The sequence below is a fragment of the Glycomyces albidus genome (assembly GCF_009451885.1).
Taxonomy (GTDB): domain Bacteria; phylum Actinomycetota; class Actinomycetes; order Mycobacteriales; family Micromonosporaceae; genus Glycomyces; species Glycomyces albidus.
This window is the reverse complement of sequence record NZ_WIAO01000021.1, coordinates 80,706-106,719: the sequence shown is the minus strand read 5'-3', so window position 1 is coordinate 106,719 and position 26,014 is coordinate 80,706. Positions and strand designations below refer to the sequence as shown.

21 protein-coding genes and 1 tRNA gene are annotated in these 26,014 nt (G+C 71.2%); 9 read left to right on the top strand and 13 right to left on the bottom strand.

Annotation, left to right across the window (positions count from 1 at the left end; all coding sequences use genetic code 11):
- Nucleotides 1–124: 124 nt before the first annotated feature.
- The 5 genes from GFD30_RS17035 to GFD30_RS17015 all read right to left on the bottom strand — a co-directional run bounded on the left by GFD30_RS17035 (nt 125) and on the right by GFD30_RS17015 (nt 7,401).
- A complete protein-coding gene (locus GFD30_RS17035) occupies nt 125–1,882 on the bottom strand; it encodes an IucA/IucC family protein (RefSeq protein ID WP_153026391.1) in 1,758 nt (585 codons plus the stop codon).
- On the bottom strand, nt 1,879–2,469 hold the full coding sequence (locus GFD30_RS17030) for a GNAT family N-acetyltransferase (RefSeq protein WP_227996498.1): 591 nt from the start codon (nt 2,467–2,469) through the stop codon (nt 1,879–1,881). The genes GFD30_RS17035 and GFD30_RS17030 overlap by 4 nt, the downstream gene beginning before the upstream one ends.
- A complete protein-coding gene (locus GFD30_RS17025) occupies nt 2,466–3,782 on the bottom strand; it encodes a lysine N(6)-hydroxylase/L-ornithine N(5)-oxygenase family protein (protein ID WP_322633345.1) in 1,317 nt (438 codons plus the stop codon). Before GFD30_RS17025 ends, GFD30_RS17030 begins: the two co-directional genes overlap by 4 nt.
- Nucleotides 3,779–5,278 carry a pyridoxal phosphate-dependent decarboxylase family protein gene (locus GFD30_RS17020; RefSeq protein ID WP_153026402.1) on the bottom strand — a complete coding sequence of 500 codons (1,500 nt, stop codon included), beginning with the start codon at nt 5,276–5,278 and terminating at the stop codon, nt 3,779–3,781. The genes GFD30_RS17025 and GFD30_RS17020 overlap by 4 nt, the downstream gene beginning before the upstream one ends.
- Before the next feature lie 446 nt (nt 5,279–5,724).
- Nucleotides 5,725–7,401: a DUF885 domain-containing protein gene (locus tag GFD30_RS17015; protein WP_153026390.1), complete on the bottom strand. Its 1,677-nt coding sequence runs from the start codon at nt 7,399–7,401 to the stop codon at nt 5,725–5,727.
- Nucleotides 7,402–7,583: 182 nt separating this feature from the next.
- Between GFD30_RS17015 and GFD30_RS17010 the strand changes: the two genes are divergently transcribed.
- Nucleotides 7,584–8,138, top strand: a complete 555-nt coding sequence (locus GFD30_RS17010; protein ID WP_153026389.1) for an NADAR family protein — start codon at nt 7,584–7,586, stop codon at nt 8,136–8,138.
- Nucleotides 8,139–8,190: 52 nt separating this feature from the next.
- On the opposite strand, the gene GFD30_RS17005 is transcribed toward GFD30_RS17010, so the two are convergent.
- From GFD30_RS17005 to GFD30_RS16990, 4 genes are read right to left on the bottom strand one after another with little or no spacing between them, the layout of a single operon-like run.
- Nucleotides 8,191–9,099, bottom strand: a complete 909-nt coding sequence (locus GFD30_RS17005; protein WP_153026388.1) for an ABC transporter substrate-binding protein — start codon at nt 9,097–9,099, stop codon at nt 8,191–8,193.
- Between the two features lie 11 nt (nt 9,100–9,110).
- Nucleotides 9,111–9,860, bottom strand: a complete 750-nt coding sequence (locus tag GFD30_RS17000) for an ABC transporter permease (RefSeq protein WP_322633343.1) — start codon at nt 9,858–9,860, stop codon at nt 9,111–9,113.
- Nucleotides 9,857–10,528 (bottom strand): ABC transporter permease, encoded by a 672-nt coding sequence (locus tag GFD30_RS16995; protein WP_153026387.1) that lies wholly within the window; start codon nt 10,526–10,528, stop codon nt 9,857–9,859. The genes GFD30_RS17000 and GFD30_RS16995 overlap by 4 nt, the downstream gene beginning before the upstream one ends.
- Entirely contained in the window at nt 10,529–11,350 is an 822-nt protein-coding gene (locus GFD30_RS16990; RefSeq protein WP_153026386.1) for an ABC transporter ATP-binding protein, read from the bottom strand.
- Between the two features lie 241 nt (nt 11,351–11,591).
- Between GFD30_RS16990 and GFD30_RS16985 the strand changes: the two genes are divergently transcribed.
- The 3 genes from GFD30_RS16985 (at nt 11,592) to GFD30_RS27985 (ending at nt 16,231) form a co-directional block, all read left to right on the top strand.
- The gene (locus tag GFD30_RS16985) at nt 11,592–12,944 is read left to right on the top strand and encodes a dihydrolipoyl dehydrogenase family protein (RefSeq protein ID WP_153026385.1); all 1,353 of its coding nucleotides are present in this window, start codon (nt 11,592–11,594) and stop codon (nt 12,942–12,944) included.
- Nucleotides 12,945–13,316: 372 nt separating this feature from the next.
- Nucleotides 13,317–14,612, top strand: a complete 1,296-nt coding sequence (locus GFD30_RS16980; RefSeq protein ID WP_153026384.1) for a prenyltransferase/squalene oxidase repeat-containing protein — start codon at nt 13,317–13,319, stop codon at nt 14,610–14,612.
- A 173-nt stretch (nt 14,613–14,785) separates the two neighbouring features.
- Complete coding sequence (locus GFD30_RS27985) at nt 14,786–16,231, top strand: AAA family ATPase (protein WP_322633342.1); 1,446 nt, start codon at nt 14,786–14,788, stop codon at nt 16,229–16,231.
- Nucleotides 16,232–16,340: 109 nt separating this feature from the next.
- On the opposite strand, the gene GFD30_RS16970 is transcribed toward GFD30_RS27985, so the two are convergent.
- Nucleotides 16,341–16,416: transfer RNA gene (locus GFD30_RS16970), tRNA-Asn, on the bottom strand.
- Nucleotides 16,417–16,670: 254 nt separating this feature from the next.
- Here GFD30_RS16970 and GFD30_RS16965 point away from each other — a divergent pair.
- Entirely contained in the window at nt 16,671–17,003 is a 333-nt protein-coding gene (locus GFD30_RS16965) for a YtxH domain-containing protein (protein WP_153026383.1), read from the top strand.
- Between the two features lie 70 nt (nt 17,004–17,073).
- Here the strand turns inward: GFD30_RS16965 and GFD30_RS16960 are convergent, their stop codons facing one another.
- A complete protein-coding gene (locus GFD30_RS16960; RefSeq protein WP_153026382.1) occupies nt 17,074–19,560 on the bottom strand; it encodes a glycoside hydrolase family 3 protein in 2,487 nt (828 codons plus the stop codon).
- Nucleotides 19,561–19,701: 141 nt separating this feature from the next.
- On the opposite strand from GFD30_RS16960, the gene GFD30_RS16955 reads away from it, so the two are divergent.
- The 4 genes from GFD30_RS16955 to GFD30_RS16940 all read left to right on the top strand — a co-directional run bounded on the left by GFD30_RS16955 (nt 19,702) and on the right by GFD30_RS16940 (nt 23,457).
- Nucleotides 19,702–20,361 (top strand): TetR/AcrR family transcriptional regulator, encoded by a 660-nt coding sequence (locus GFD30_RS16955; RefSeq protein ID WP_153026381.1) that lies wholly within the window; start codon nt 19,702–19,704, stop codon nt 20,359–20,361.
- Nucleotides 20,358–21,239, top strand: coding sequence for a putative RNA methyltransferase (locus tag GFD30_RS16950; protein WP_322633341.1), 882 nt, complete (start codon nt 20,358–20,360; stop codon nt 21,237–21,239). Before GFD30_RS16955 ends, GFD30_RS16950 begins: the two co-directional genes overlap by 4 nt.
- A 147-nt stretch (nt 21,240–21,386) precedes the next feature.
- On the top strand, nt 21,387–22,211 hold the full coding sequence (locus GFD30_RS16945; protein ID WP_153026380.1) for a glutaminyl-peptide cyclotransferase: 825 nt from the start codon (nt 21,387–21,389) through the stop codon (nt 22,209–22,211).
- A gap of 82 nt (nt 22,212–22,293) precedes the next feature.
- Nucleotides 22,294–23,457: a hypothetical protein gene (locus GFD30_RS16940; protein WP_153026379.1), complete on the top strand. Its 1,164-nt coding sequence runs from the start codon at nt 22,294–22,296 to the stop codon at nt 23,455–23,457.
- Nucleotides 23,458–23,491: 34 nt separating this feature from the next.
- On the opposite strand, the gene GFD30_RS16935 is transcribed toward GFD30_RS16940, so the two are convergent.
- On the bottom strand, nt 23,492–24,421 hold the full coding sequence (locus tag GFD30_RS16935) for a carbohydrate kinase family protein (RefSeq protein WP_153026378.1): 930 nt from the start codon (nt 24,419–24,421) through the stop codon (nt 23,492–23,494).
- Nucleotides 24,422–24,575: 154 nt separating this feature from the next.
- A complete protein-coding gene (locus GFD30_RS16930; RefSeq protein ID WP_153026377.1) occupies nt 24,576–25,688 on the bottom strand; it encodes a hypothetical protein in 1,113 nt (370 codons plus the stop codon).
- Between the last annotated feature and the right edge of the window lie 326 nt (nt 25,689–26,014).

The window sequence follows — 26,014 nt, the reverse complement described above, 5'->3', positions numbered from 1 at the left end:
AGGCGTTCCCACTGCTTATCGGTCAGATCCCCGCGCCCTGATAGGCTCGACACAGAAGCCTCCTATTGAAATCGTTGCAGCACAACAGATTCAACAGGAGGCTTCCTCAGTTCGTAAACACGGCCTAGCGCCAGGCGGACAGAGGATTGTCCAGTCGGCCCGCGTAGATCAGGCTCTCCTCCTGGTTCTCCAGGTTCACCATCTGCTGGTTGTTCTTGAGCTGCAAGCGGTTCAGGCACGAGAGCGTGAACGACTCCTCGAACAGTGGGTACCGCTCGAACGCGTCGGCGAGCTCCGGGTGCGCGGCCTGGTAGTCCTTGAGCGCCTCGGCCGCGACCCGCCAGAACTCGTCCTCGCTGAGCACCCCGTCGATGTGCAGGATCCCGGCGAGGAACCGCAGGAAGCAGTCGGCGACGTCGGTGAGGATCGACAGGGCCCGCACGTCGTCGGGCACCTCGGCGCGGATCCGCGCGATCGCCTCGGGGACCTCGGTGGACGGCTCCAGGACCGCGCACTCCTCGCCGATGTCCTTGAGGAACACCCGCTCCACGGCCCCGTCCTTGAGCACGAGGATGATGTTCTCGCCGTGCGGCATGAACACCAGCCCGTACTTGTACAGGCAGTGCACGAGCGGCACCAGGTACGCGTCGAGATAGCCGCGCAGCCAGTCGGCCGGGCGCAGCCCCGAGCGGCGGATGAGCGCCGACGCGAACGGCTTCCCGTCGCGGTCGACGTGCAGCAGGGACGCCATGGTCGCAGCGCGCTCGCCCTTCGCGAGCTTGGGGACCGGGCTCTCGCGCCACAGGGCCGCGAGCATCTTCCGGTACGGCGAGCCCTTCGGGGCCTGCGAGTACGCCGGGTGCCGGTAGCCGACCGCGGCCCGCTCGCGCAGGACGGTGACGCCGTGGCGCTTCAACGTGGCGTCGCCGTGGACGAGGTCGGCGACCCAGTCGCAGATCGCGGGCGTGACCTCCATGTACTCGGTCGACAGGCCCCGCATGAAGCCCATGTTCAGCACCGACAGGGCGGTCTTGACGTAGTCGCGGCCCGGGTCGGTGCGGTTGAAGAACGTCCGGATCGACTGCTGCGCCTGGAACTCGTCGTGGCCCTCGCCGAGGGGGACGAGCCGCCCGGCGGCGATCTCGGGCGCGAACGTCACCGAGATCTTGTTGCGCCACTGCCACGGGTGGACCGGGATCAGGTAGACGTCGTCGTAGGTCAGGCCCCGGTCGGTGAGCATCGACGCGAAGTACTCGCGGGAGTCGGCGTCGACCTGGGTGTCCAGGAGCCACGTGAAGTCCAGTTCGGGCGAGGCCGCGAACATCGCGTGCTCGCGGAGGGCCGCCAGCCACATGAGCCGCACGCCCGCGCCGGCCTCGGGCGCGTACGCCTGGTAGTCCTCGGAGGTGAACCCGAGCCTGCCGGACCCGGCCACGAAGCACGGGTGGCCGCCGGTCATGGCCGCCTCGATCGCCTGGAAGCCCGAGCCGACGAGCGCCGCGGCGCTCGGCTGGTCCTCCGAGAGCTGGAACGCCCCGCGGTTGACCGTGGCGGCGACCTCCTCGAGGTAGACCGGGAGCACGGTGTCGCTCAGGCCGAGTTCGCCCCTGAACGCGAGGAAGAACGCGGCCGCGTCCGCCTCCAGCGCGGCGCCGCCGGCGCCGGTGCGCTCGATCGACGCGGGGTCGACGACCCAGTGGTCGAGCTTGAACCGCCGCGCACGGAAGCGGTACCGCTCGCGCTCGGCGCCCAGCACGTAGGCGTCGCCGTCCTTGACGGGCACGAGGAGGCGCTCGTGCGCGAACTCGCCGATCGCCTTGGCGAGCAGGTTCCTGGTGGCCGCCCGCCACAGCTCGGGGGTCAGGTGGTCGATGGCGCTCATGCGTTCACTCCCTTGGCGGCGGACCGCTCGAAGTCCATGCGGGTGCAGAAGCTCAGCAGCGCCTCCTTGTCCTTGAGGCGCACCGTCCTCTCCGGACGGAAGCCGACGTACTCGTTCAGGCGGTGGATCGCCTCGTTCCCGGTGTCCGGCTCGACGACGACCCGCCGGGCGCGGAACCCGTCGAACAGCAGGTGCATCACGGCGGTCATGACGCCCTTGGTGAATCCGGGGATCGGCTGGTCCGCGGGGGCGGTGAGCACGTGCATGCCGACGTCGCCCTCCTCGGGGTCGTACGCCGACGCCAGCTCCGAATGCGCGGGGTCGTACACCTCGACGAGGAACCGGGCCCGGTAGTGGTACAGGCCGATGTACGCGAAGTGGTGCGGGTCGGCCTCGATGGCCTCGTGCTCGGCGAGCACGTCGGCGACCGAGGCGTGCTGCATCATCCAGTACCGCGCTTTGGGGTGCGTGACCCATTCGTGCAGCAGCGGCGAGTCGGTCGGCGGGTCGACCGGGCGCAGCCCGAAGTCGCCGAGCCGCTCGTGCAGGTGGTAGAAGGTCTCGGGGGCAAGCATCTGCGTGGTCATGACGGTGATCCGAACTCCTGGAAGCCGATTCGCTGCTCGATGGGGTAGACCTCCCGGCCGGTCATCGACCGGATGATCCAGGAGTTGCGGTAGGCGGCCATGCCGAGGTCGGGGGCGGTGAACCCGTGGGTGGCGAGCTCGGCGTTCTGGACGAAGACCTCCCCCGCGCCCGCCTTGTCGACGCTGTAGTCGCGGCGGGGCTCCAGGCGCCCGGTCGCGTCGAAGCGCAGCCGGTCGCGCACGGGGTCGAGGAAGCCGGGGACGCGGTAACTGTAGCCGGTCGCGAGGACCAGGCCCTCGGTCGCCAGGTCGAAGCTGCGGTCCTGCTCGTGCTGGCGGACGCCGAGCCGGACGCTGCCGCATCCGGTCGCCTTCTCCACGGTGCAGTTGGTGAACAGCCGGGTCGGGACGGTCCCCATGGTGAACTTCTTCTCGTACAGCACGTCGTAGATGTCGTTGATCAGCTCGGCGTTGATGCCCTTGTACAGGCCCTTGTGCGCGTGGTTGAGCTCGTCGCGCTTGGCCGCGGGCAGGCCGTGGAAGTAGTCGACGTACTCCGGGCTGGTCATCTCGAGCGTGAGTTTCGTGTACTCGAGCGGGAAGAACCGCGGGGACCGCGTCACCCAGTTCAGCTCGTACCCGCCGGTGTCGATGCCGCCCAGGAGGTCCCGGTAGATCTCGGCGGCGCTCTGGCCCGAGCCGACGACGGTGATCGACTTGCAGGCCCGCAGCCGCTCGCGGTGCTCCAGGTACGACGAGGCGTGGCACACCGTGTCGGACTCGAGCTCGCGGCACGCCGGCGGGATCCACGGCGGGGTCCCGGTGCCGAGCACCAGGCGCTTCGCGAGGTCGATGCGCTCGCCGCCGGGGCCCTCGGAGCGGACGGCGTAGACGCCGTCCTCCCAGGTCACCTCGGTCACCTCGCGCTCGAACGCGAGGTTGTCGAGCTTCGCGGCGGCCCAGCGCAGGTAGTCCTGGAACTCGGTGCGGAGCTGGAAGAACGACTCGCGGATGTAGAACGGGTAGATCCGCCCGTTCTCCTTGAGGTAGTTCAGGAACGAGTACTCGGAGGTCGGGTCGGCCAGGGTCGCGAGGTCGGCCATGAACGGCACCTGCATGGTGGTGCCCTCGATGAGCATGCCCGGGTGCCAGTCGACGTTCGGCTTGCGTTCCAGGAAGAGCCCGTCGAGGTCGTCGATCGGGGCGGTGAGCGCGGCGAGGCCGAGGTTGAACGGCCCGAGCCCGATGCCGATGAAGTCGCGGAGGCCGGCGCGGCCCGGGGCGGTGCGGCCGGATGACGAGTGGACGGTCACACCGACTCCTGCACGGTCTTGCCGTGGCGGGCGAGCGCCTCCAGCACGGGGACGATGTCGTCGAGGCGGGTCTCGGGGTTGAGCAGCGTGAGCTTGAGCGCGATGCGGCCTTCGACGCGGGTGGCGGCGACCATGCCCTCGCCGGAGGCCGCGAGCGCCTCGCGGGCGAGGCGGTGCGTGTCGTCGTCGGCTCCGGCGAGGCGGAACAGGACGGTGGAGAGCTGCGAGGGCGGCGCGGCGACCTCGAAGCGGGCGTCGGCGGCGAGCCAGTCCCAGGTCTGGTCGGCGAGCGCGCAGACCCGGTCGAACATCGCGCCGACCGCGTCGGGTCCCAAGGTGCGCAAGGTCATCCACAATTTCAGGGCGTCGAAGCGGCGAGTGGTCTGGAGGCTCTTGTCGACCTGGTTCGGGAGGGCGCCCTCGGCCGGGTTGAGGTAGTCGGCGTGGTGGGTGACGTGGCGCAGGGCGGCCCGGTCGCGGACCAGGAGCGCGGAGGAGCTGACGGGCTGGAAGAACGACTTGTGGTAGTCGACGGTGACCGAGTCGGCGGACTCGATGCCGGCGAGGAGCGCCCGGTGCTCGCGGGAGACGAGGAGGCCGCAGCCGTAGGCGGCGTCGACGTGGAGCCAGACCCGGTGCGCGGCGGCGATCTCGGCGATCGGCGCGAGCGGGTCGACGGACCCGAAGTCGGTGGTGCCGGCGGTGGCGACGACCGCGGCGGGGATGAGGCCCTGCTCGCGGCAGGTCTCCAGCCGGGCGTCGAGTGCGGCGGGGTTCATGCGGTACCAGTCGTCGGCGGGGACGGTGACGACCGCGTCCTCGCCGAGTCCGAGGAGCCTGGCGGCCTTGACGACCGAGAAGTGGGAGTGCGGGGAGGCGAAGAGGCGGAGCCGGGGGAGCACTTCGACGCCGCGCATCGAGGTGCCGGTCTCGATGCGGTGCTTGAGGAGTGCGGCTTCGACGGCCTCGTCGCGGGCGAGGAGGAGCGCGTGGAGGTTCGACTGGGTGCCGCCGGAGGTGAAGACGCCGTCGGCGTCGGCGCCGAGGCCGATGCGCTGGGCGGTCCATTCGATGAGGCGCTGCTCGATGAGGGTGCCGCCGGCGCTCTGGTCCCAGGTGTCGACCGAGGTGTTGACGGCGGCGAGGACGGTCTCGGCGGCGACGGCCGGCAGCGCGACGGGGCAGTTGAGGTGCGCGAGGTAGCGCGGGTGGTGGAACCAGACCGCGTCGTCGAGGTACAGGGCGCCGACCTCGTCGAAGGCGGCCTCGAAGGACTCCAGGGGCCGGTCGAGGTCGACGGCCGCGACGGCGGGCGCGAGCGCCGCCGGGACGGCTCCGGTCCAGGGCCGCTCGACGGAGGCGAACCGGTCGGCGATGCGCTCGGCGACGTCGGCGATGAGGCCGCGGTAGGCGGCCGCCGAGTCGCGGCCGAGGAGGGCCGGTGGGGCGGTTCGGTTGCGCGGCGCGGGAGCCGGACGGAGGTCGGCGCTTGTCAGCACGGAGGTCGCCTTTCGTAGAGGAACAGCGCAGGGGACGTCTCTCTCGGGGAACGTGTAGGTTAGGCTAACCTAAGTGTTGGACGGGCGGAAGGGGTCTTCCCGAATGGTGATGTTCTCCACGCTTCTTTACCGGTTCATCCGCTAATCGGCTTTTGTGCGGCACCAAGGCGACACTGCGGTCGGCATCCACTCTGGACTCGACAGGCGATGAGGAGCGCATTGCGGCGCAATGGGATACGGCGCCTCTGCGGGGTGCGAGGGGGAGTTGCGGCGGCGCCCGGGGGGAGCCGCCGCCGCGCTCAAATCATCCCCAACCGGGACGGCACTGTCTGTCACCAATCCGACAACGACCGGTGCGGCCCCGCAGCTCGGCCCCGGTTCGAGCCGTTTCCGGAAGGGACGCAAAAGGACCGGCGGCGAACCGCCGGTCCTCGCCTCGCGTCCTATCGGGTTTCGGCGATCCACGCCTCCACGACGCCGGTCATCGTCTCCAGCGGGATCGACCCGCTGGTCAGGATCCGGTCGTGGAAGTGCCGCAGATCGAAGGCGCCCCCGAGCTCCCGCTCGGCGCGGGCCCGCAGGCCCTCGATGTGCTTGCGGCCGATCATGTACGCCAGCGCCTGGCCGGGCCAGGCGATGTACCGGTCGACCTCGTTCGCGATGTTCACTTCGGACAGCGCGGTGTTGTCGCGCATGAACTGCACGGCGCGCTCCCGCGACCACCCGAACGCGTGCATCCCCGTGTCCACGACCAGGCGGCAGGCCCGCCAGGCGTCGAACGAGACCATGCCGAGCCGGGCCAGGTCGCCGCTGTAGAGGCCGATCTCGTCGCACAGCCGCTCGGTGTAGAGGCCCCAGCCCTCGCCGAAGGCGGTGACGTACCCGAACTGCCGGAACTGCGGCAGGTCCTTCAGGGTCTGCCCGAGCGCGAACTGGAGGTGGTGCCCGGGGACGCTCTCGTGGAACGCGAGCGCCTCGTACTCGTAGCGGGCCCTGCTCTGCGGCGCATAGGTGTTCACCCAGTGCGTGCCCGGCCGCGACCCGTCCGAGGCGGGGACGGTGTAGTACGCGAGAGTCGAGCCCTTGGCGGCGGTCGCGGGGATCTCCTCGATGCTGCACGGCGCGATGTCGTAGTCCAGGAACGCGGTCGGCAGGGCGGCCTCGGCCCGCCGCAGCGCCGCGGTCACGTCGTGCAGGATCTGGTCGGCGGTCTCGTACCGCAGCGACGCGTCCCCGCGGAGCCGGTCGACGACCTCGGCGACGACGCCCGTCCCGAGCGCGCGGGCGCCGATCTCGGCGAACTCGCCGCGGAGCCGCTCGACCTCTTCGAGCCCGGTCCGGTGCACCGCCTCGGGATCGAGGTCGGTGGTGGTGAACTGCCGGGATGCGGCCCGGTATCCCTCGTCGCCGCCGGGCACGTTGCAGATCCCGACGGCCTCGTCGCCGCGCGCGACCGGCAGCAGCTCCCGCTCGAGGGCCTCGCGCCAGCGGGAGAGCGCGGGCCGGACCCGCTCGGCCACGAGCGCCCGGGCCTCGGCCTTCCACTCGTCCACGTCGACGCCCGTTGGTGTCGGCGCCGCCAGGACATCCCGTTCTATATCGGTGGCGAGGTAGTCGTCCAACTGCTCGATCACACCCTGTACCCCGGTCCGGGTCTGGTGCCGCCCTTCGGAGCCGGCCTGCCGGTACCGCTCCAGGACCGCGTCGAAGTACGCCCCGAGCTTGCCGAGCCTGACGAGGTAGTCCCGGCTCCGCTGCTCGGAGTCGAGACTCTGCCGCGGCAGCGACGACAGCATCGACGTGACCGGCCCGCTGATCGTGTTGCTCAGCGCGACCTCGCCGAGCCGCGCCCTGATGACCGCGGACTGGTCGCTCACGAGCCGGCCGAGCATCGAGTAGGTGATCCGGTCCTGCCCTTCGAGGGCCGTCGCGTCGAGCGCGGAGAGCCCCTCCGACACCTCGGCGTGATGCCCGAGCCGCACCTCGTCCCCGTCCCGACTCGGGTCCGGCAGCAGGTCGTCGTAGCCGGGAATCCCGTAGAAGCTGGCCGATGTGGGGTTGTCGGCCAGGTGAAAGTCGAAGTACCGCTGCGCCAGCGCAGCGAGCTGAGGATCGCCCATGTGCACCCTTTCCAGTGAGTGCCCCGACCCTAGCGTTCCCCCTAGCCGCCCGGCAAGTGCCTTCGGTGTCGAGACCGCGATCCCGGTCCGCCCTGCCGACCCGGCCCGCGCCGCGACTCCGGCGTCGAGCGCCCTCGGCTAAGGCGTTGCGCCGCCGCCGACGCGCGTGCGAAGCTGGCCCGATGTCCCTCCCCTCCACCCGCGACGAGGCGATCGCGTACGAACGCCGCGGCCGCACCCTCAAGTACCTCCACTTCTGGAACGAGCGGGCCCGATCCGACGGCGCCGTCGGCCGCGGGTGCCTCAGCCAGTGGTGGCCGAGCGAGTTCACCGACGACGGCCACCGGTACCGCACCGCCGAGCACTACATGATGGCGCACAAGGCATGGCTGTTCGGCGACACCGAGAACGCCGAGCGGATCCTCGCCTGCGGGCACCCCGCGCAGGCGCAGAAGCTCGGCCGCCAGGTGCGCGGGTTCGACCACGGCACATGGGAGGCCGAGCGCTTCGGGATCGTGGTCCGCGCGAGCCTGCTCAAATTCGGGCAGCACCCCGAACTCCTCGGCTACCTGCGCGGCACCGCCGGACGCGTCCTCGTCGAAGCGAGCCCCAGGGACCGCATCTGGGGCATCGGCCTCGCCGAGACCGACCCGGGCGCGTCCAGCCCCGCCGCGTGGCGCGGGCTCAACCTGCTCGGCTTCGCGCTCATGGAGGCCCGGACCCGGCTGACGGCATGAGCGAAGGCCGGTCGGAACCGACCGGCCTTCGCTCTCACGTCGTCCCTGCGGACTAACCCAGGCCGTTGTCCGCGAGCCACTGCGACGCGATGTCCGGCGTGGACGCCTGGTCGACCGTGCTCTGCACGTTGAGCGCCACCAGGCCCTCGGGCGTGAGCGCGGCGCTGACCGCGTTGACGACGTCGGCGATGTCACCGGCGACGGACTCGCTGACCAGCGGCACCACGTTCGAAGCCAGGAACAGCGACTCCGGGTCCTCCAGGACCACCAGGTCCTCGGTCTGGATCCGCGGGTCGGCGGTGTACACGTTCGCGACGTTCACAGTGCCGGCGAGAAGGTCCTCGACGGTCGTGTCCCCGGTCGCCGAGAACTCGACCTGCACGCCGTACGTCTCCTCCAGGCCCGTCGGGCCGTAGGGGCGCTCGGCGAGCTCCGGCGGGCCGCCCAGCGTCAGCGTCTCGGACACCCCGGCCAGGTCGGCGATCGTGGTGAGCGCGTTGGCGTCCGCGAACTCGCGCGTGACGGTGTACGAGTCCTGGTCGGTCGCGCTCGCCTGGTCGAGCACGGTGAGGCCCCCGGGCAGCGCCTCCTGGAGCGCCGCGTACACGTCCTCAGGGGACCGCGCGGCCGTCTCGGGGTCGAAGTACTGGAGCAGGTTGCCGGTGTACTCGGGGAACAGCGTGATGGCGCCGCCCTCGACCTCCGGCATGTACGCGTCGCGCTGGCCGATGCTGAACCGGCGCTCGACCTCGTGGCCGGCGCCTTCCAGGGCCTGCGCGTAGATCTCGGCGACGATCTCGTTGGAGTAGTACGCCTGGGAGCCGACGACGATGGCATCACCGGACGACTCCGACCGATCCTCCTCGCCGAGGGGGTCGTCGGAGGAGCAGCCGGTCAACGCGATCGCGGTGCCGAGGACCGCCGCGGCGGCCGCGGCGCGAACGCCTCGCACTCTGAACATGGGTCTTCCTCTCAAGGGTGGGTGTCTGCGGTGTCTGGGGTCGCGGGGGCGGCCGGTTCGGGGTCGAGGCGCCGCCCGGTCGGGTGCCCCTGGTCGGCGCGGATGCCGTGCGGCACCGCGGCCCGCTGGGCGAGCGCGAACAGCGCGTCGAGGACGAGCGCGAGCAGGGCGACCAGGATCGCGCCGCCGAGGACGACCTCGTAGCGGCGCAGGCTCAGTCCGGTGATGATCGGCAGGCCCAGCCCGCCGAGGTTGACGTACGCGGCGATGGTCACCGTCGCGACCACCTGAAGCACCGCGGAGCGGAAGCCGGCGACCAGCAGCGGCAGCCCGAGCGGGATCTCGACGCGCCACAGGATCTGCGCCCCGGTCATCCCGACCGCCCGCGCGGCGTCGACGACCCGGCGGTCGATCGCCTCGAACCCGGCGTACGCGCCGGCGAGGAGCGAGGGGATCGCGAGGATCACGAACGTGACCGTCGCGGCCTCCGGTTTGCGCAGGACCCCGAAGACCAGCACCAGGAGCACGAGCAGTCCGAAGGACGGGACGGCGCGTGCGGCGCCCGAGAACGCCACGGCCACTTCGCGTCCGCGTCCGGTGTGGCCGATCGCCCAGCCGAGCGGGACGGCGATGAGCGCGGCGATGGCGACCGCGGTCGCCGTGAAGGAGAGCTGCTGCGCGAGCAGGTGCTGGAGCGCGTTCGGGCCGGTCCACTGCTCGGGTGCGAAGAGCCAGGCGAACGCGTCGGCGAGCAGGTTCACGAGGCGGCCTCCGCGGCGGATCGGCGGGCGGGCGCCGCGCCGCGGGCCCACGGCATGAGCGTGCGCCCGGCGGCCATGAGCGCCAGGTCGATCAGGAGCGCGATCACGGCGACGGCGACGATCCCGGCCAGCACTTCGGGGACGATGCGCCGCTGGAGGCCGTTCGTGAACAGGTAGCCGAGGTTGGTGACGCCCACGAGGATGCCGACCGTCGCCAGCGAGATCGTGCTCACCGCGGTGACGCGCAGGCCCGCGAGGATCACCGGCCCGGCCAGCGGCAGGTCCACGGCCCAGAACCGGCGTGCGGCGCCGTAGCCGACCGCGGTCGCCGAGCGGCGCACCGCCGGGTCGACCGAGTCGAGGCCGTCCGTGACGGCGCGGACCATGATCGCGATCGCGTAGATCGTCAGCGCGATCACCAGGTTCGTCTCGCTCGTCGCCGGGTAGCCGGCGACCACCGGGAGGATCATGAGCAGCGCGAGCGACGGGATCGTGTACAGCAGGCCGGTCACGGTGATGACCCAGCCGCGCAGGAGCCGGTACCGCCAAGCGACCCAGCCCAGCGGCAGCGAGAGCGCGAACCCGGCGGCGATCGCGATGACGCTCTGCCGCAGGTGCTCGAGCGTCAGGGAGCCGATCAGGTCCAGGTTCTCGGAGACCCAGTCCATCTACCCCTCGCCTTCCACGAGGACGCCTTGCGTGCGGCCCTCGGCGTCGACCAGGACCCGGCCGCGCGGGGTCTGCTTGACCCTGAGGGCGCGCTTGCCGCGGTCGGCGCCGATGAACGCCGCCACGAAGTCGTCGGCGGGGTTCTCGGTGATCTCGCTGGGGCTGCCGACCTGGAGCCGCCGCGCGCCTTCGGCGAGGATCGCGACCTGGTCGCCGAGGAGGAACGCCTCGTCGACGTCGTGCGTGACGAACACGACGGTCTTGTCGAGGTCCCGCTGGAGCCTGATGAGCTCCCGCTGGAGTTCGGCGCGCACGATCGGGTCGACGGCGCCGAACGGCTCGTCCATGAGCAGGATGTTCGGGTCGGCGGCGAGGCCGCGTGCGACGCCGACGCGCTGCTGCTGCCCGCCGGAGAGCTGGCTCGGGTACCGGTCGGCCATCGCCGTGTCGAGGCCGACGACGTCCATGAGCTCGAGCGCCCTCGCCCGCGCGGCGCGGCGGGTCCGGCCGTTCAGGCGCGGGACGGTCGCGATGTTCTCGGCGACGGTGAAGTGCGGCATCAGGCCGCCGTTCTGCATGACGTAGCCGATGCTGCGCCGCAGTGCGACGCCCTGCTTCGCGGCGACGTCCTCGCCGTCGATCTCCACCGTGCCCGAGGTCGGCTCGACCATCCGGTTGATCATGCGCAGCAGCGTGGTCTTGCCGCAGCCGGACGAGCCGACGAACACGGTGGTGCGTCGCGAGGGGATGACGAGGTCGAACGAGTCGACGGCGACCGTGCCGTCGGGGAAGCGCTTGGTGACGTTCCGGAACTCGATCATCGGGCTCCTCCGGGTGCACGGATGCGCGGGACCTCGGCCGGTGCCCGCACATCGCCCCGGTCGGCCGGGCCTGCGCCCGCCATCGGGTCCGGGCGCTCACGCGACAATACCCGACTTGGACCGGTATCGATCATGCTCGGCGGCACGGGTGCTCCGGTCCCGGTGGGCCGAACCGGGACCGGCCCGAGGGCGCGCTCGCGGCGGTAGGGTTGGCGCCGAACGCGGGCGAGAGGAGCCGGACATGGCGGAGCAAGTGGACGTGGTCGTGGTGGGCATGGGCCCGGGAGGCGAGTCGGCGGCCGCCGAACTCGCCCGGGCCGGACTCTCCGTCATCGGCGTCGAGCGCCGCCTCGTCGGCGGCGAATGCCCCTACTACGGTTGCGTCCCGACGAAGATGATGGTCCGCGCCGCCGACGCGCTCGCCGAGGCCGGCCGCGTCGCCGGGCTCGCCGGAGCCGCCGACGTCTCTCCCGACTTCGCGCCGGTCGCACAGCGCATCCGAGGCGAGGCCACCGACGACTGGAACGACCAGGTCGCCGTCGACCGCTTCGAGGACGCCGGCGGGCGCCTCGTCCGCGGCGAGGCGGTCATCACCGGGCCCGGAGCGGTCCGCGTCGGCGACCGCGACTTCACCGTCGTGAAGGCGATCATCCTCAACACCGGCACCGAACCCGCCGTCCCTCCGGTCGCCGGCCTCGCCGACACTCCCTATTGGACGAACCGGGACGCGGTCGCCGCGACTGAGGCCCCCGAGTCGCTGATCGTCCTCGGCGGCGGCGCGATCGGCCTCGAGCTGGCGCAGGCGTTCTCGCGCTTCGGCACCCGGGTCGCGGTGTTCGAGGCCGCCGACCGGCTCCTGCCGCTGGAGGAGCCCGAATCGGGCGAACTGGTCGCCAAGGTGTTCGCCGCCGAGGGCATCGAGGTCAACACCGGCACCGCGGTCGAGTCGGTGGCGTACGACGCGGGCCGGTTCACCGTCAAGGCGGGCCCGCTCGAAGTCGACGCCGAGCGGCTCCTCGTCGCCACCGGCCGCAGGCCGAACATCGCGAACCTCGGCCTCGACGCGGTCGGCGTGGACGCGAGCGGCCGCTCCCTCGACGCCGACGAGCACCTCCGCCTCACCGACGGGGTGTACGCGATCGGCGACATCGTCGGCGAGGGCGCCTTCACGCACATGTCGATGTACCAGGCCAAGATCGTCGCCGACCACGTCCTCGGCAGAGGCGGCCCGGGCGCCGAGTACCACGCCGTGCCCCGCGTGACCTTCACCGACCCCGAGGTCGGCGCGGTCGGCCTGACCGAGCGGCAGGCCCGCGACCAGGGCATCGCGGTCGCGACCTCGGTCTCGGAGATCCCGAACTCCTCGCGCGGCTGGATCCACAAGGCCGGCAACGACGGCTTCGTCAAACTCGTCGCCGACACCGACCGGGGCGTCCTCGTCGGCGCCACCGCCGCCGGACCCGCCGGCGGCGAAGTCCTCTCGATGCTCACCCTCGCCGTCCACGAACGCACGCCCCTGGACCGCCTCCGCCGCATGATCTACGCCTACCCGACCTTCCACCGCGCCGTCGAGGACGCCCTCTCGCGCCTGTGATTCCGGAGCACGGGCGGCCGATCGAACCGGCGGCCTGTCAATTATCCGACTCGGCATCGCCGTATTCGCGGTGCGGTGCGCGAACGGCGTGCGCGGCGCCGACCCGGAGAACACAATTCGCGAGCCGAGACGCCAAGGGGCGCAAGCGGAACCGATTGCAGCGGCATTTTGTGCGAAAGCGCAGTTCACTGATGCTAACCGAATCGAAGTTAGTCGATCCTCATCAATGCGGCGGGCCGCAGCTCTGCCATCATTCGAAGTCTGGACGTTACAAGTGCAATGGCGCACTGAGAGAACGAATTCGATGGCAGAAGTGCGCCTTGGTCACCCCGATTCGCAGTGGCGCTTCCGCCTATTCCGTGGAGGTGCACGATGCCCAGAAGGCGATGGCCCACCGAGAGCGAACTGAACGAGCGCCTGTCCCTCGCCGCGGCATGGCTGCTGCGGCATCGGATCGCCGGCCGGCAGATATGGCCGGTGTCGGCCGGCGGCGACGAAGCGTCCCTGTGGGGAGGGACCGTCGACGCGGTCTGCGCGGTCGCCGCCCTCCGCCGATGCGGGCGGCAGATCGCCGCGGTCCTCGACGACGTCGACCTCGGGGCGACGAAGCGCTGGATCACCACCCAGCAGAACAAGGACGGCTCGTTCAGCAGCGGCGAGTTCGCGTTCGCCGGGGCGGAACCGACCGCGTGGGCGCTCATCGCCCTCTACGAGATCGCCCCCGGCACCAGGAGCCGCGAGATCGACCGCGGCCTGGCCTACCTCGAGACCTGCGTCGACACCGGCGACGGCTCGGTCGCCTCCACGCCCTCGGGCGAGCTGCCGCGCACGATGCCGTCGGCGCTGACGCTGTGGGCCTTCGCCCTGTGGCGGCACCGCGACGACCTCCAGGACAAGATCGTGTCCTACCTCCTTCGCTGCCAGGACAACGCGAGCCACGGCTGGGGCGTCACCAGCGCCGCCCGCCCCAACCCGGCCACCACCGCGCAGGTCCTGGTCGCGTTCCAGGCCGCCCGCGTCCCGGCCGAGGCGTTCCAGCTCGCGGTCGAATACGTGGTCGACCAGCAGCGCGACAGCGGACGCTGGCCGAACAGCCTCGACGAATGGCACACCGCCTACGACCGCACGGCCCTCCAGGTGACCAACAAGTGCGCCAACAGCGGCACCGCCTGGTGCCTGCTCGCCCTCGCGCGGCTCGAGGACCACCGGTCCCGGACGGCCTGCCTGCGCGCCGTCGACTTCCTGCTCAACACCGACCAGACGGTCTCGGGCCCGAACCTGGTCCGCGGCTCCTGGGCGCTGTGGGACGACGGCGCCCACCGGCACGTCTGGCTCACCGGCCAGGTCGTCGTCGCCATCGCGGCCTGGCGGGGCGCGCTCCCGCCGCGGGGCCTGCGCCGCGAGGGCATGCGACTCACGAACTGGCTCCTGAGCGTGGTCGACTTCCTCGTGAACCGTGCCCCGCTGATCTCGACGCTCGGCGTCATCGGCGCGGTCGTGGCCCTGACGATCGACACGTCCGACGCCGGCCTCCGCGACCGACTCGTCGGCGACGGCGTCACCTTCCGCCAGAGCCTCCTGACGTCAGGCCTGGGCACGGCGATGCTCGGCGCGATCTCATGGGTCTTCCGAGGCGCCCGCAACTGGCGGGCCCGAGCACGAGAATGAGCGCGGCCGACTTCCCGCCCGATGCCGGTGACACTGCGGCAACTGCCTTGGCCGCCGGGTCCGCCGGCCCATAGACAGCGGCCATGGCCCGCCTTGACTTAGAGGATTGCTGACTTAGAGCCATGCTAACTTAGAGAGCATCTGAGTCAGGTCGAAACCGGTCGGAGGCGGTCGTGCGCAAGGCTTCGTTCGTAGGGCGCAAACGGGAGATGGCAGACCTGCGGTGGCGGCAGGAACTGGTCGAACGTGACGGCGAGGGCGCCGCCGTCGCCATCCGGGGCCGTCGGCAGGCGGGCAAGTCGAGACTGGTCGAGCAGTATTGCGTCGAGGCGGCCCTGCCGAGGCTGTACTTCCAAGCAAGCAGAGGGGTCGGAACCGCCGAATCGCTTGAGCTGTTCATGGCCGCGCTTCGGGCCTCAGACCTTCCGGGGGCCGCTGCTCTGCCGAGCGCGGGACCTCGAACGTGGCTGGAGGCGTTCGAGCTGCTCGCGCTCGCCGTGCCCGAGGACCGGGTCTCGGTCGTCGTCATAGACGAGATCCCATGGTTGTTCCAGCAGGATTCGCGCCTCGAAGGCTATCTGCAGACGGCATGGGATCGGCTGCTCAAGCGCAAACCGGTGCTCCTGCTATTGGTGGGCAGCGATATCCACATGATGGAGGCGTTCATCGGTTATGACCGTCCGTTCTACGGGCGTGCGGATCCGATGGTGGTCAAGCCGTTGAACCCCGCGGACACTGCGGAGCTCACCGGCCTGGGCGGAGTCGACGCGCTCGACGCCTACCTGATCACCGGCGGATTCCCTGCGCTCTGCAGAACTTGGGGCGACGGTTCGAACGCCCTGGACTTCTTTGCCGAGCAGTGCCGCAGAGCGACGAGCCCGCTGTTCACCATCGGTGAGCAGATGCTGGACTCGGAGTTCCCGCAACCGGACCAGACCCGCAAGGTGTTCTCGGCGATCGGGAGCGGTGAGCGGACCTTCGGGAACATCGCCGCCCATGCGGGGCGGGGCCCCCACGAGCCGATCAAGTCGGGCTCGCTCGGTCCGATTCTCAACCGGCTCCACGACAAGCACGCGATCGCATTCGATCAGCCGCTCGCCACCCGACCCGGCAATGGCGGCAAGCTGTACCGCGTCGCCGATTCGTACCTGCGGTTGTACCTGGCGATGCTCGCCGGCGCCCATGAGGAAGTGAAGCGCGACCGTCATGCGCATGCGCTCCAGATGATCAAGCGGCGATGGGAGAGCTGGCGCGGTCGGGCGATCGAACCGGTGGTGCGGGAAGCGCTCGCTCGTGCGTCCGCTTCGGATGAATTCCCTTGGCCGGAGGCGGTCGAAGTCGGCGGCTGGTGGCCGCGAAGCTTCGATCCCGAGGTGGACCTCGTCGGTGCAGACCGCGGACCCGTGGCGAGGAAGATCTTCTATACGGGCTCGATCAAATGGCTCGGCACGCCCTTCGACCGCCATGATCTGAACAGTCTCAGGAAGTCCGCGAGGTCGGTCCCCGGGGCTTCGGAAGATGAGAGCGGCACGGTGGTGGTCAGTCGATCCGGTGTGGCAGACGGCGTGGTCGCCGACCTCGTGTGGGGGCCGGAGGACGTCTTGGCCGCATGGGAGTGATCCGCGCACCCGCAAGTCGGCCGCTACTCGGATCAGAGGGGGCGACGCGCCGGGGAAAGAAAGGACCCGGACGGCTTTCGCCGACCGGGCCTGTCCCACTGTCTCAAGGTGGCTCCCCAACTTGGACTCGAACCAAGAACCTGCCGATTAACAGTCGGCTGCTCTGCCAATTGAGCTATTGGGGAAGGGGTTCTAGCTCGGCTTCTGCCGTGCGGCGAACCGGATACGAGAGTACAGGAGCGGCGGGACGGGGTGCCACCGGGGTGGGTGTGGCGTGGGCCCCGCGGGAGTGGAAATCGGCGGCGCGTTTCCCGCATGGACCGGCGGGGCACCCCTTGATGCGGCAGAATGGCCGCTGTGTGCGGCAACGCACAGTGAACTCCAGAGCACAGGTCGATGAAGCAGCGTCCGGCCCGAGGGTCGGCCGGGGGAGGCAAATATGCGGAAGTGGTATCTCGTAGCCGGGTTCGCGGTCGGGTACATCCTGGGGGCCAAGGCCGGCCGGGAGCGGTACGAGGAGATCGTGGACTACACGCGCCGGTTCACCGGCAACGACAGGGTCCAGCAGGTCGCGACGTCGGTCCGCTCGCAGGCCAACAAGGCGGTGAACGCGGCGCAGGACAAGATCAAGGACACGAAGTTCGGTGAGATCATCGAGAACTTTACGGCCAGCGCCGACGAGCCGCCGAAGGCCGAGCCGTGGGACTCGGCGGGGGTGACCACCCCGGCCCGCAGCGATCGCGCCATCCGTGAGGATTCGCCCGGCTTCTGAATTCCGTGAACCGATGAAGACACGTGCGAGGGCCGAGACCCCAGGTCTCGGCCCTCGCGCTGTGCCTCGGTCAGGCCTTGAGGGCGGCTTCGAGCCGCAGGTCGTTCACGTTCCGGCCGGCCTTCGCCGTCCAGACGCCGCCGACGGCGGTCCAGGCGTGCGTCGCCTCGTCCCAGTACTGGAACGAGCGCTCCTCGAGCGGGATCGCGACCTCGACGGTCTCGCCGGGGGCCGCCTCGATCGCGGCGAAGCCGGCGAGGCGGGTCGGTTCGATGCCGCCGGGGACGTCGGCGGCCGGGTCGGGGGACAGGTAGAGCTGGACGACTTCGCGGCCCGTCCGGGTGCCCGTGTTCCTCACGGTGACCTTGGCTTCGGCGCCGTCGACGGTGAGGGTCTCGTACTCCCAGTCGGTGTAGGAGAGGCCGTGGCCGAACCAGAAGGCCGGCTCGGTGGTCCCGCGGTGCTGCCAGGCGCGGTAGCCGATGAAGACGCCTTCGTCGTAGTGGAGTTCGCCTTCGTCGGTGGGGACGACCCGGGTGACGGGGGCGTCGGCGAGGGTCTTGGGCCAGGTGGTGGTGAGGCGGCCGCCGGGTTCGGCGCCGAGGAGGACCTCGGCGAGGGCGCTGCCGCCCTCCTGGCCGGGGAACCAGGTGAGGAGGATGCCGGCGACGTCGTCGGCCCAGGGCATCTCGACCGGGGAGCCGGTGTTGACGACGACGACCGTGTTGGGGTTGGCGGCGGCGACGGCGGCGACGAGTTCGTCCTGGCGTCCGGGGAGGCGCAGGTCGCGGCGGTCGAAGCCCTCCGATTCGGTGAGTTCGGTGGTGGAGACGACGACCACGGCGATGTCGGCGTCGCGGGCGGCGGCGACGGCCTCTTCGATGAGCGTGTCCTCGTCGGGGCGCGGTTCGGTGTGCATGAGCCCGAACAGGACCGAGGGCGGGAATCCGGGCGGGAACTCGAACGGCGTGTACTCGTGGCGGACGCGCACCTGCTGTCCTGCGGTCAGGTGGATGCGGAAGCGCTCGACGCCGGGGCCGAAGAACGCCTCGAACGGGTCGTCGCCGGTGAAGACGTGGTCGCCTTCGAAGCGGGTGTCGCCGTCGATGAGGACCTTGTGGTGGCCGTTGCCGCGGGTGCCGAAGACGTGTTCGCCGGTGGTGGTCACCGTGTAGACGCCGTCGAGGACGGCGTGGTGGAAGTCGTCGGGGTCGACCTCGCCGGGCAGGTAGCCCATCCATTTGACGTCGCCGCTCGCGAGCGGTTCGGCGGGGGGTTCGGTGCCGTCGTTCCGGACCGGGCGCACGGTGAGGTCGAAGCCGCGCTTCGCGGGCAGGATCTGCTCGAACAGGTCGACGCCTTGGGCGTAGTGGACGCGGTCGCCCAGGGCGGCGCGGAGGCCGTCGAGGGGGGAGACGACGTGCGGCGGGAACACGGTCGCGGAGCCGCCGCCGAGGATGCGGGCCTCTTTGGCGGCCGGGCCGATGAGGGCGAGCCGGTGGATCGCGTCGGCGTGCAGCGGCAGGATGGGGGCCGCGTCGGTGCCGTCCTTCCCGGTGGGGGCGGCGTTCTTGGCGAGGACGAAGGAGCGGCGGGCGATCTCGCGGAGGAGCCCGTCGGGGTCGTCGATCGCGTCCTGGCGGCCGGCGACCGCGGCCTCGACGCCTTCGAGGGCGCCGACGCGGGCGGCGAGTTTGAGGATGCGGCGGACGTTCGCGTCGACGGCGGCCTCGGTGGTGCGGCCTTCGCGGACGGCGTCGACGAGGTGCTTGCCGAAGACGGTGAGGGGTCCGGGCATGGCCAGGTCGAGGCCGGCTTCGACGTCCTCGACGGTGTGGCGGGCGGCGCCCCAGTCGGAGACGTTGAACCCGTCGAAGCCGAACTCCTCGCGGAGGACGTCCATGAGCTCCCGGTGCGCGGTCATGGTGGTGCCGTTGACGGTGTTGTAGGCGGTCATGACGCCCCACGGGTTGACCGCGGCGGTGACCATCTCGAAGGGTCGGAGGTAGAGCTCGCGCAGGGCGCGCTCGCCGATGACGTTGTCGACGGTGAACCGGTCGGTCTCGGCGTCGTTGGCCACGTAGTGCTTCATGGTGGTGCCGACGCCGCGCTCCTGGACGCCCGCGACGTACGCCTCGGCGATGCGCCCGGTCAGGTAGGGGTCCTCGCTGAACGCCTCGAAGTGGCGGCCGCCCAGGGGCGACCGGTGGAGGTTGATGGTGGGCGCGAGCAGGACGTCGACGTCCTTGCGGCGGGACTCGGACGCGAGCAGGTTGCCGATGCGCCGCACCAGGACCGGGTCCCAGGAGGCGGCCTGGGCGGTCGGGCTCGGGAGGGCGAGGGAGGGGTCGGCGGCGGTCCAGAAGCGGCCGCGCACGCCGATGGGGCCGTCGGAGACGGTCATCGACCGCAGGCCCGCTTCGGGGGCGGCGACGGTCCGCCACATGTCCATGCCGGCCAGGAGGTCGGCCTTGGTCTCGAGGTCGAGCTTCGCGAGCGCCGCCTCAACGGCGTCGTCGTAGTCGGGCCTGTCGGCCGGGACGGTCCAGTCGCTCATGTCGGGGGTCCTCTCTGTCGGGGCTTCGCTGCGCCGGATCCGAGTCTGCCACCGCTACCGAGCGTCCGGTAGTGGCTGTGGCCGTATTGTGATTATCTATGCTGGAGGTCCATTGAGACCGAGCGCAGATCGGGGCGCCCCATGACGAATCCGCCGAGACCGCACGGCGTCCGCCACGGCGCCCGCGGGCAGGCCCGCCGCGAGGAGATCGTCCGGGCCGCGATGGAGGTCATCGCCGAGCGCGGCTACCGCGGCGCGAGCCTGGCCGCCGTCGCCGAGAAGGTCGGCCTGACCCAGCAGGGGCTCCTCCACTATTTTCCGTCCAAAGAGGACCTTCTGATCGCGGTGCTCACCATGCGCGACGAGTGGGACCGCGGCGACCGGGTCGCCGGCGGCGACCCGATGACCGTGGCCCAGACCGTCGGCGTGGTCGAGGCCAACGCGCACCGGCCCGCGATCATCCGCACCTTCTCGGCGCTCCTGGGCGAGTCCGTCACCGAGGACCACCCGGCCGAGACGTACTTCCGGGAGCGCTACCGCCGTGTCCGCCGCGAGATGGTCGCGACCCTGCGCGAGCGGTGGGGTGACCGGCTCCCTTCCGGGCTCACCCCCGAGGAGGCCGCGCCGCTGGCGGTCGCGATCATGGACGGTCTCCAGTACCAGTGGCTCCACGACCCCGAAAGCATCGACATGCCCGCATCGTTCCGCGACTTCCTGCGCCTGCTCGACCCTGCTTCCTTCAACGACGCTGCCCCTTACAACGACCCCGGCGCCCCCGACGAGCCCGGCTCCGCCGCGTGACGCTGCCCGCGCTCGCCGCGCTCGCCTGCCCCAACTGCGGCCAGGGCCTCGACCAGGCCGACCGGCGGCTCTCCTGCCCGTCCGGGCACTCGTTCGACCTCGCCAAGCAGGGTTACGCGCCGCTGCTCGCGCCCGGCTCGAACGCGACCACCGGCGACACCGCCGACCAGGTCGCCGCCCGCGAGGAGTTCCTGTCCTCCGGCGCCTACGACCCGCTCCTCGAAGCGGTCGCGAACGCCGCCGTCACCGGCGCGCCGGGCGTGATCCTCGAACCGGGCTGCGGCACCGGGCACTACCTGGCCGCGGCGCTCGCGAAGGACCCCGCGCGGGAGGGCATCGGCCTCGACACCTCGAAGTACGCGCTGCGCCGCTGCGCCAAGCGCGAGATTCCCCTCGGGGGACGGGAAGAACCGCGACGAGCCGCCGAACCTCGGGTGCGGCTCGCCGCGGTGCTCGCCGACGCGTGGAACCGGCTTCCGGTACGCGACGGCGCCGCCGCCGCGGTCCTCAACGTCTTCGCCCCCCGCAACGCCGACGAGATCGCACGCGTCCTCCACCCGGAAGGCGCCCTGGTGGTCCTCACCCCCCGGAGGGACCACCTGCGCGAACTCGTCGACGCCTTGGACTTGCTGAGCGTCGACCCCGCGAAACCGCAGCGGACCGCCGACCAGCTCGGCTCGGCGTTCGAGGCCGAGCGGACCGACGAGATCTCCTATGCGATCGGCCTCGGACACGATGCGGTCCGACGCCTCGTGGGCATGGGCCCCAGCGCCCGCCACGTCGACCCGGCCGAGCTGGACCGGGCCGTCGCCGCACTGCCCGAACCGTTCGGCGTCACCGTCTCGGCGACCGTCGCCCGCTGGCGCCGGCGGGGCTGAGAGCGGTCCGCGGGCCGCGCCCCGCCCGCGCCGCGGGTCCCCCCGCCTCCCGGTGCGCGGCAAGCGCGCCGCTTCACCTCTTGTCCTCGTTTGCCATGACCGATACGGTACGAGGCATCACCCCTGAACCACCTGGAGACGAGTTCAATGTTCGATGAGAAGCGGGCAGGCGGTCTCGCGCTCGCCGCCGCGGGGCTCCTCGCGCTCGCCGGGTGCAGCACCGGCGACGCCGCCGCGGAGGAGCGCGTGACCGTCCCCGAGGACGCGGGCGTCGAGGAGCTGTCGGTCGAGGTCCTCGAGACCTACGACCACGACCCCGGGTCCTTCACGCAGGGACTCGAACTCGGCGAGCACCCCGAGTTCGGCACCGTCCTCTACGAGAGCGCCGGCCTCTACGGCGAATCCGACGTGCGCATCACCGACCCCGGCACCGGTGACGTGCTCGCCTCCCAGGACCTCCCCGCCGAGGACTTCGCCGAGGGCCTCACCCTCACCGGCGACGCGGTCTGGCAGATCACCTGGCAGGAGCACCGCGCCTACAAGCGCGACCCCGTCACCCTCGAGGTCGTCGAGACCGTCGAGTACGAGGGCGAGGGCTGGGGGATCTGCTCCGACGGCGAGCGGCTGGTCATGAGCGACGGTTCGTCCACATTGACGTTCCGCGACCCGGTCACGTTCGCCGAGACCGGCACCGTCGAGGTCACGCTCGAAGGCGAACCGGTCTTCTCCATCAACGAGCTCGAATGCGTCGGCGGACAGGTCTGGGCCAACCTCTGGCAGACCGACCAGATCGTCCGCATCGACCCGGCCACCGGCGAAGTCGGCGCCGTCGTCGACGCCGCCGGCCTCCTCACCGACGAGGAGTCGGCCGGAGCCGACGTCCTCAACGGGATCGCCGCCGCCGCAGAGGAAGGCACGTTCTACGTCACCGGGAAGCAGTGGCCGAAGCTGTTCCTCGTGCGCTTCGTCTGATCACCGCTTCGTCTGATCACAGTGCTCGGACGGTGACGGTCCGGCGATTGCGCCGCTGGTCGGGGTGGGCCATGATGGCCTCATGGCCATCACCCCCCTTGACCGAATGCTGGAGTACAAGATGCACCTCTTGGCCGACTCCCGGCAGCCCCGCGTCTTCGCCGCCTGGTGGCAGGACCTCACGACCGCCGCGTTCTCGGCGTGGTTCATCGGCGGGCTGATCCTCGACGTCAACGCCCACGCCCGCGGCTGGGCCGAATCCTTCTTCACCTGGTGGCACCTGGCGTTCTACACCGGCTTCGCCGCCACCGCCGCATGGATCGCCTGGGTCCTCGTGCGCGCCCACCGCCGCGAGGGCCGCACCGGCATGGCCGCCGTCCCGCACGGGTACGGGCCCGCGATCATCGGCATCCCGCTGTTCCTCGTCTCCGGGATCGCCGACATGATCTGGCACGAACTGCTCGGCATCGAGACGAACCTCGACATCTTCTTCAGCCCCTCGCACCTCGGCCTCGCCGCGGCCGGCATCCTCATCACCCTCGCGCCCTGGCTCTCCGCGTGGCGCCGCGAGACCCTCTCGGTCGAGCCCGAACCGATCCCGATCGAGGCCCGCCTCGCCGCGCCCGCCCTCTCGCTCGGCTTCCTCGTCGCCAGCCTCGTGCTGTTCCTGAACTACCTGGTGCCGTTCACGAGGACGCCGCACGAGACCGGCATGGGCCTGTCCGGCCACGGCTTCTTCGACAGCGGCCCGGTCGCCGGCATCGTGTTCACCACGGTCCTCGTGCTCGCGCTCGCGGTGTTCGCCACCGGCCGGTTCCGGCTGCCGCTCGGGTTCTTCACCGTCGTGTTCGCGTACCCGTGCATCATGGCCGGGGCCTTCACCGGCTTCGCGAACGGCGCGTACGTCTGGGTGCTCCTGCTCGCCGGCGCCTGGCTCGACTTCCTGGTCTGGCTCATCCGTCCCGAGCTGCGCCGCCGCCGCGACCTCATCGTCCTCGCCGGCGCCTGGTCCCTCCCGGTGTGGGCGGCGTTCATGATCGCCACCGGCGCGGCCTCCGGGCACTGGCCCGCCGCCGAGATCGGCCTCGGCGCCCCCGTCGTCGCCGCGGCCGTCGGCTGCCTGTTCATGCTCGTGGTCCAGCCCGAGCACCGGGACGCGGTCCGGCCGACCCCGGCCGAACCGTCCCCGTTCGACGACGTCATCGCCCGCGCGAAGGCCATGACCGCCAACCGCGAGCAGCAGTAGCGCAGCGGCCGCCGACCGGTCGGCGGCCGCTCGCCTACTTCAGGGCCGCGAGGCTCTTCGCCATGAGCTCCTCGGTGATCAGCGCGGTGCTCGTGCCCCTGGTGCGGCACGCGTACGCGCCCGCGATGCGGCCCGCGTCGAGCGCCTCCGCGACGTCGCCGCCCTTGCCGCGGGCCCACAGGAGCCCCGAGACGAACGCGTCGCCGGCGCCGTTGGAGTCGACCGGCGCCCACGACGCCCACTCGGGCGAGACGTCGCCGAGCTCGGCGACCGGGTCGATCGCCCGGTACCGCTCGAGCGAGCCGCCGCGTTCGAGGACGTACCCGCCGTGCTCGCCGTCGGTCGCGACGACCAGCGAGGCCCGGCCGTGGTCGATGATCCATCGCATGGCCTTCTCGGGGTCGCCGCCGAGGCGGGCCGCCGACAGGGTCACGAGGTCCGCGCGGCGCGCGAAGTCCTTCTGGTGCTCGGCCTCGCCGTCCCAGCCGTGGAGGTCGGTGGAGACCGTGACGCCCTCGGGGATCGCCGCGAGCACGTCCCGGGTGTGGTTGGGGATCGACACGTGCACGTGGGCCGCCTCGGCCACATGGGGTCCGAAGAACTCGGCGGGCATCCGCAGGTCGGGGTCGTGCCGGTAGTCGTAGAACGAGTAGCGGCGGCCGCCCGCGTCGACCAGGTTCACCGACCGGGAGGTGCCCGCGGGGGAGATCAGGTACCGGAAGTCGAGGCCGTGCTCCTCGTAGTGGCGGCGCACCAGCGCGCCCTGCTCGTCGTCGCCGATGTAGTCGATGAACCGGGTGGCCAGGCCGAGGTGGAGGCAGCCGAGGGCGACCCCGTTCCCGGTGTGCGCCACGTAGTCGCGGATCGGCTCCACGGCGAGCGAGTCGCCCTCGCCGATCGCGATCTCCGGGACCCGCACGATCGTGTCGACGCCGACGCCGCCGACGACCAGGATGTCGAGCATGTGCTTCCTTTGAGAGTTCTGAAATAATTTGCAGGATTATCTGGAATGTGTTGCAAGGGCAACGGTATGGCAGCGGACGAGCCGGGTCAACACCGAATCCCAACGCTAAAGCGGGCCCCGGAGCCGGATGCTCCGGGGCCCGCGGCGCGGCCGGTCAGCGGGCCTCGACCACGCCGCGGCGGATCGCGTAGGCGAGCGTCGCCGCGCCGAGGGCCGGACCCCAGACGTAGAACGGGAAGGCCCACACCATCTCGAGGGCGTCCTGGCGGACCGCCAAGGCCACGAACGGGACCGACACGAACGTGAACAGCGCGGCCACCGTCGTCGCGGGGACGATCGCGACCTTCGGCGGGACCGGGCGGCCCTTGACCACCGGCATCCAGAACGGCCAGCGCGTCCCCCACCGGTAGGTCAGGCCGAGGCAGAGGAGGCCGCCGCCGAGGGCCGCGAAGCCGAGGAGCAGGCCCCAGACGCGGGTGCCGAGATCGATCTGCGTGGACTCGAGCGGGCCGCCCACCCAGACCCACGGGGTCAGCCAGGTCATTCGGGTGAGCCCGTACGGCAGGGCGCAGGCGAACGCGATCCAGCTCGCGACCCGGCCCCACCTCGCGGCCCGGTGCGGGGCGAGCCATTCGGGCGCGGGGCGGCCTTCGCGGCCGCCCAGCACGTGGCTGAGGGTCAGGGCGGCCCAGATGCCGCCGCCGGCGACGACCCAGACCTGGACGGCCATGTAGGCGCCGATGTCGGCCAGGGCGCCGCCGAGGTTCGCGAGGAAGTCGCCGACGGCGGCGTAGTCGATGACGCCGGTGAATCCGAGGACGGCCATGAGCGCGACGACCGCGGCGGCGGCGATGAGGCGCCCGGCCGTGCCGCGGGCCAGGAAGACCGGGATCCCGAGGATCGCGAGGGGCAGGAAGAAGGCGCACAGGTAGCCCGCGAACGAGATCGGCGAGACGGTGCTCAGCAGCATGCCGAAGACCACGGCGTACAGGGCGGTCAGCGGCCAGAGGGCGGGCTTGGCGCGGCCGGCGAGGAGGCCGAGGACGCCGGCGGCGATGAGCGCCGCGGGCGCGACCCAGTCGGGGACCGAGCCGGGGAGGGTGAACGTGGGTTGGTACAGCTCGTGGCTGAAGGGGCCGCCGGCGGGGTCGAGGAGCTGCCAGAGGCCGATCGGGACGGCGGTGAGGGACCAGAGGAAGGCCGCGATGACCGCGGCGCGTCCGGCCGGGCGCCGGGTGGCGGGTGCGGTGGTGAGTTCCGTTGTCATGCCTTCAGCCTCGCCGTCCCGGGGCTCCGCTTCCTCCCGCGCGGGGACGAACCGGCTCCCCCGGAGGGGGCGGGCGGCCTCCCCCTGGCGGGGGGGGGGGGGCGGGCCGCCATCCGTTGCGGGGGAGGGGAGTGCGCCGGAAACCGGGTGAAACCCGCGGTTCCCTTCTCCGCAAAGCGATTGCAACACCCGCTTCCGAAGGTCACGGTGTCATCACAAACAGGGCCGGGTGTGGTTACGGCGCATGCCATCGGCCCGGCCGCTGCAATAAGGTGTAACTCGGATCACGTCAACCTCCATTCCACCTGCGGATCCTTCTCGAACAC

Excerpts from the sequence above, each read along its gene's own strand:
- GFD30_RS17035 (WP_153026391.1), bottom strand. The coding sequence starts at position 1,882 with ATGAGCGCCATCGACCACCTGACCCCCGAGCTGTGGCGGGCGGCCACC.
- GFD30_RS17030 (WP_227996498.1), bottom strand. The coding sequence starts at position 2,469 with ATGACCACGCAGATGCTTGCCCCCGAGACCTTCTACCACCTGCACGAG.
- GFD30_RS17015 (WP_153026390.1), bottom strand. The coding sequence starts at position 7,401 with ATGGGCGATCCTCAGCTCGCTGCGCTGGCGCAGCGGTACTTCGACTTT.
- GFD30_RS17010 (WP_153026389.1), top strand. The coding sequence starts at position 7,584 with ATGTCCCTCCCCTCCACCCGCGACGAGGCGATCGCGTACGAACGCCGC.
- GFD30_RS17005 (WP_153026388.1), bottom strand. The coding sequence starts at position 9,099 with ATGTTCAGAGTGCGAGGCGTTCGCGCCGCGGCCGCCGCGGCGGTCCTC.
- GFD30_RS16995 (WP_153026387.1), bottom strand. The coding sequence starts at position 10,528 with ATGGACTGGGTCTCCGAGAACCTGGACCTGATCGGCTCCCTGACGCTC.
- GFD30_RS16990 (WP_153026386.1), bottom strand. The coding sequence starts at position 11,350 with ATGATCGAGTTCCGGAACGTCACCAAGCGCTTCCCCGACGGCACGGTC.
- GFD30_RS16985 (WP_153026385.1), top strand. The coding sequence starts at position 11,592 with ATGGCGGAGCAAGTGGACGTGGTCGTGGTGGGCATGGGCCCGGGAGGC.
- GFD30_RS16980 (WP_153026384.1), top strand. The coding sequence starts at position 13,317 with ATGCCCAGAAGGCGATGGCCCACCGAGAGCGAACTGAACGAGCGCCTG.
- GFD30_RS16965 (WP_153026383.1), top strand. The coding sequence starts at position 16,671 with ATGCGGAAGTGGTATCTCGTAGCCGGGTTCGCGGTCGGGTACATCCTG.
- GFD30_RS16960 (WP_153026382.1), bottom strand. The coding sequence starts at position 19,560 with ATGAGCGACTGGACCGTCCCGGCCGACAGGCCCGACTACGACGACGCC.
- GFD30_RS16955 (WP_153026381.1), top strand. The coding sequence starts at position 19,702 with ATGACGAATCCGCCGAGACCGCACGGCGTCCGCCACGGCGCCCGCGGG.
- GFD30_RS16945 (WP_153026380.1), top strand. The coding sequence starts at position 21,387 with ATGTTCGATGAGAAGCGGGCAGGCGGTCTCGCGCTCGCCGCCGCGGGG.
- GFD30_RS16940 (WP_153026379.1), top strand. The coding sequence starts at position 22,294 with ATGGCCATCACCCCCCTTGACCGAATGCTGGAGTACAAGATGCACCTC.
- GFD30_RS16935 (WP_153026378.1), bottom strand. The coding sequence starts at position 24,421 with ATGCTCGACATCCTGGTCGTCGGCGGCGTCGGCGTCGACACGATCGTG.
- GFD30_RS16930 (WP_153026377.1), bottom strand. The coding sequence starts at position 25,688 with ATGACAACGGAACTCACCACCGCACCCGCCACCCGGCGCCCGGCCGGA.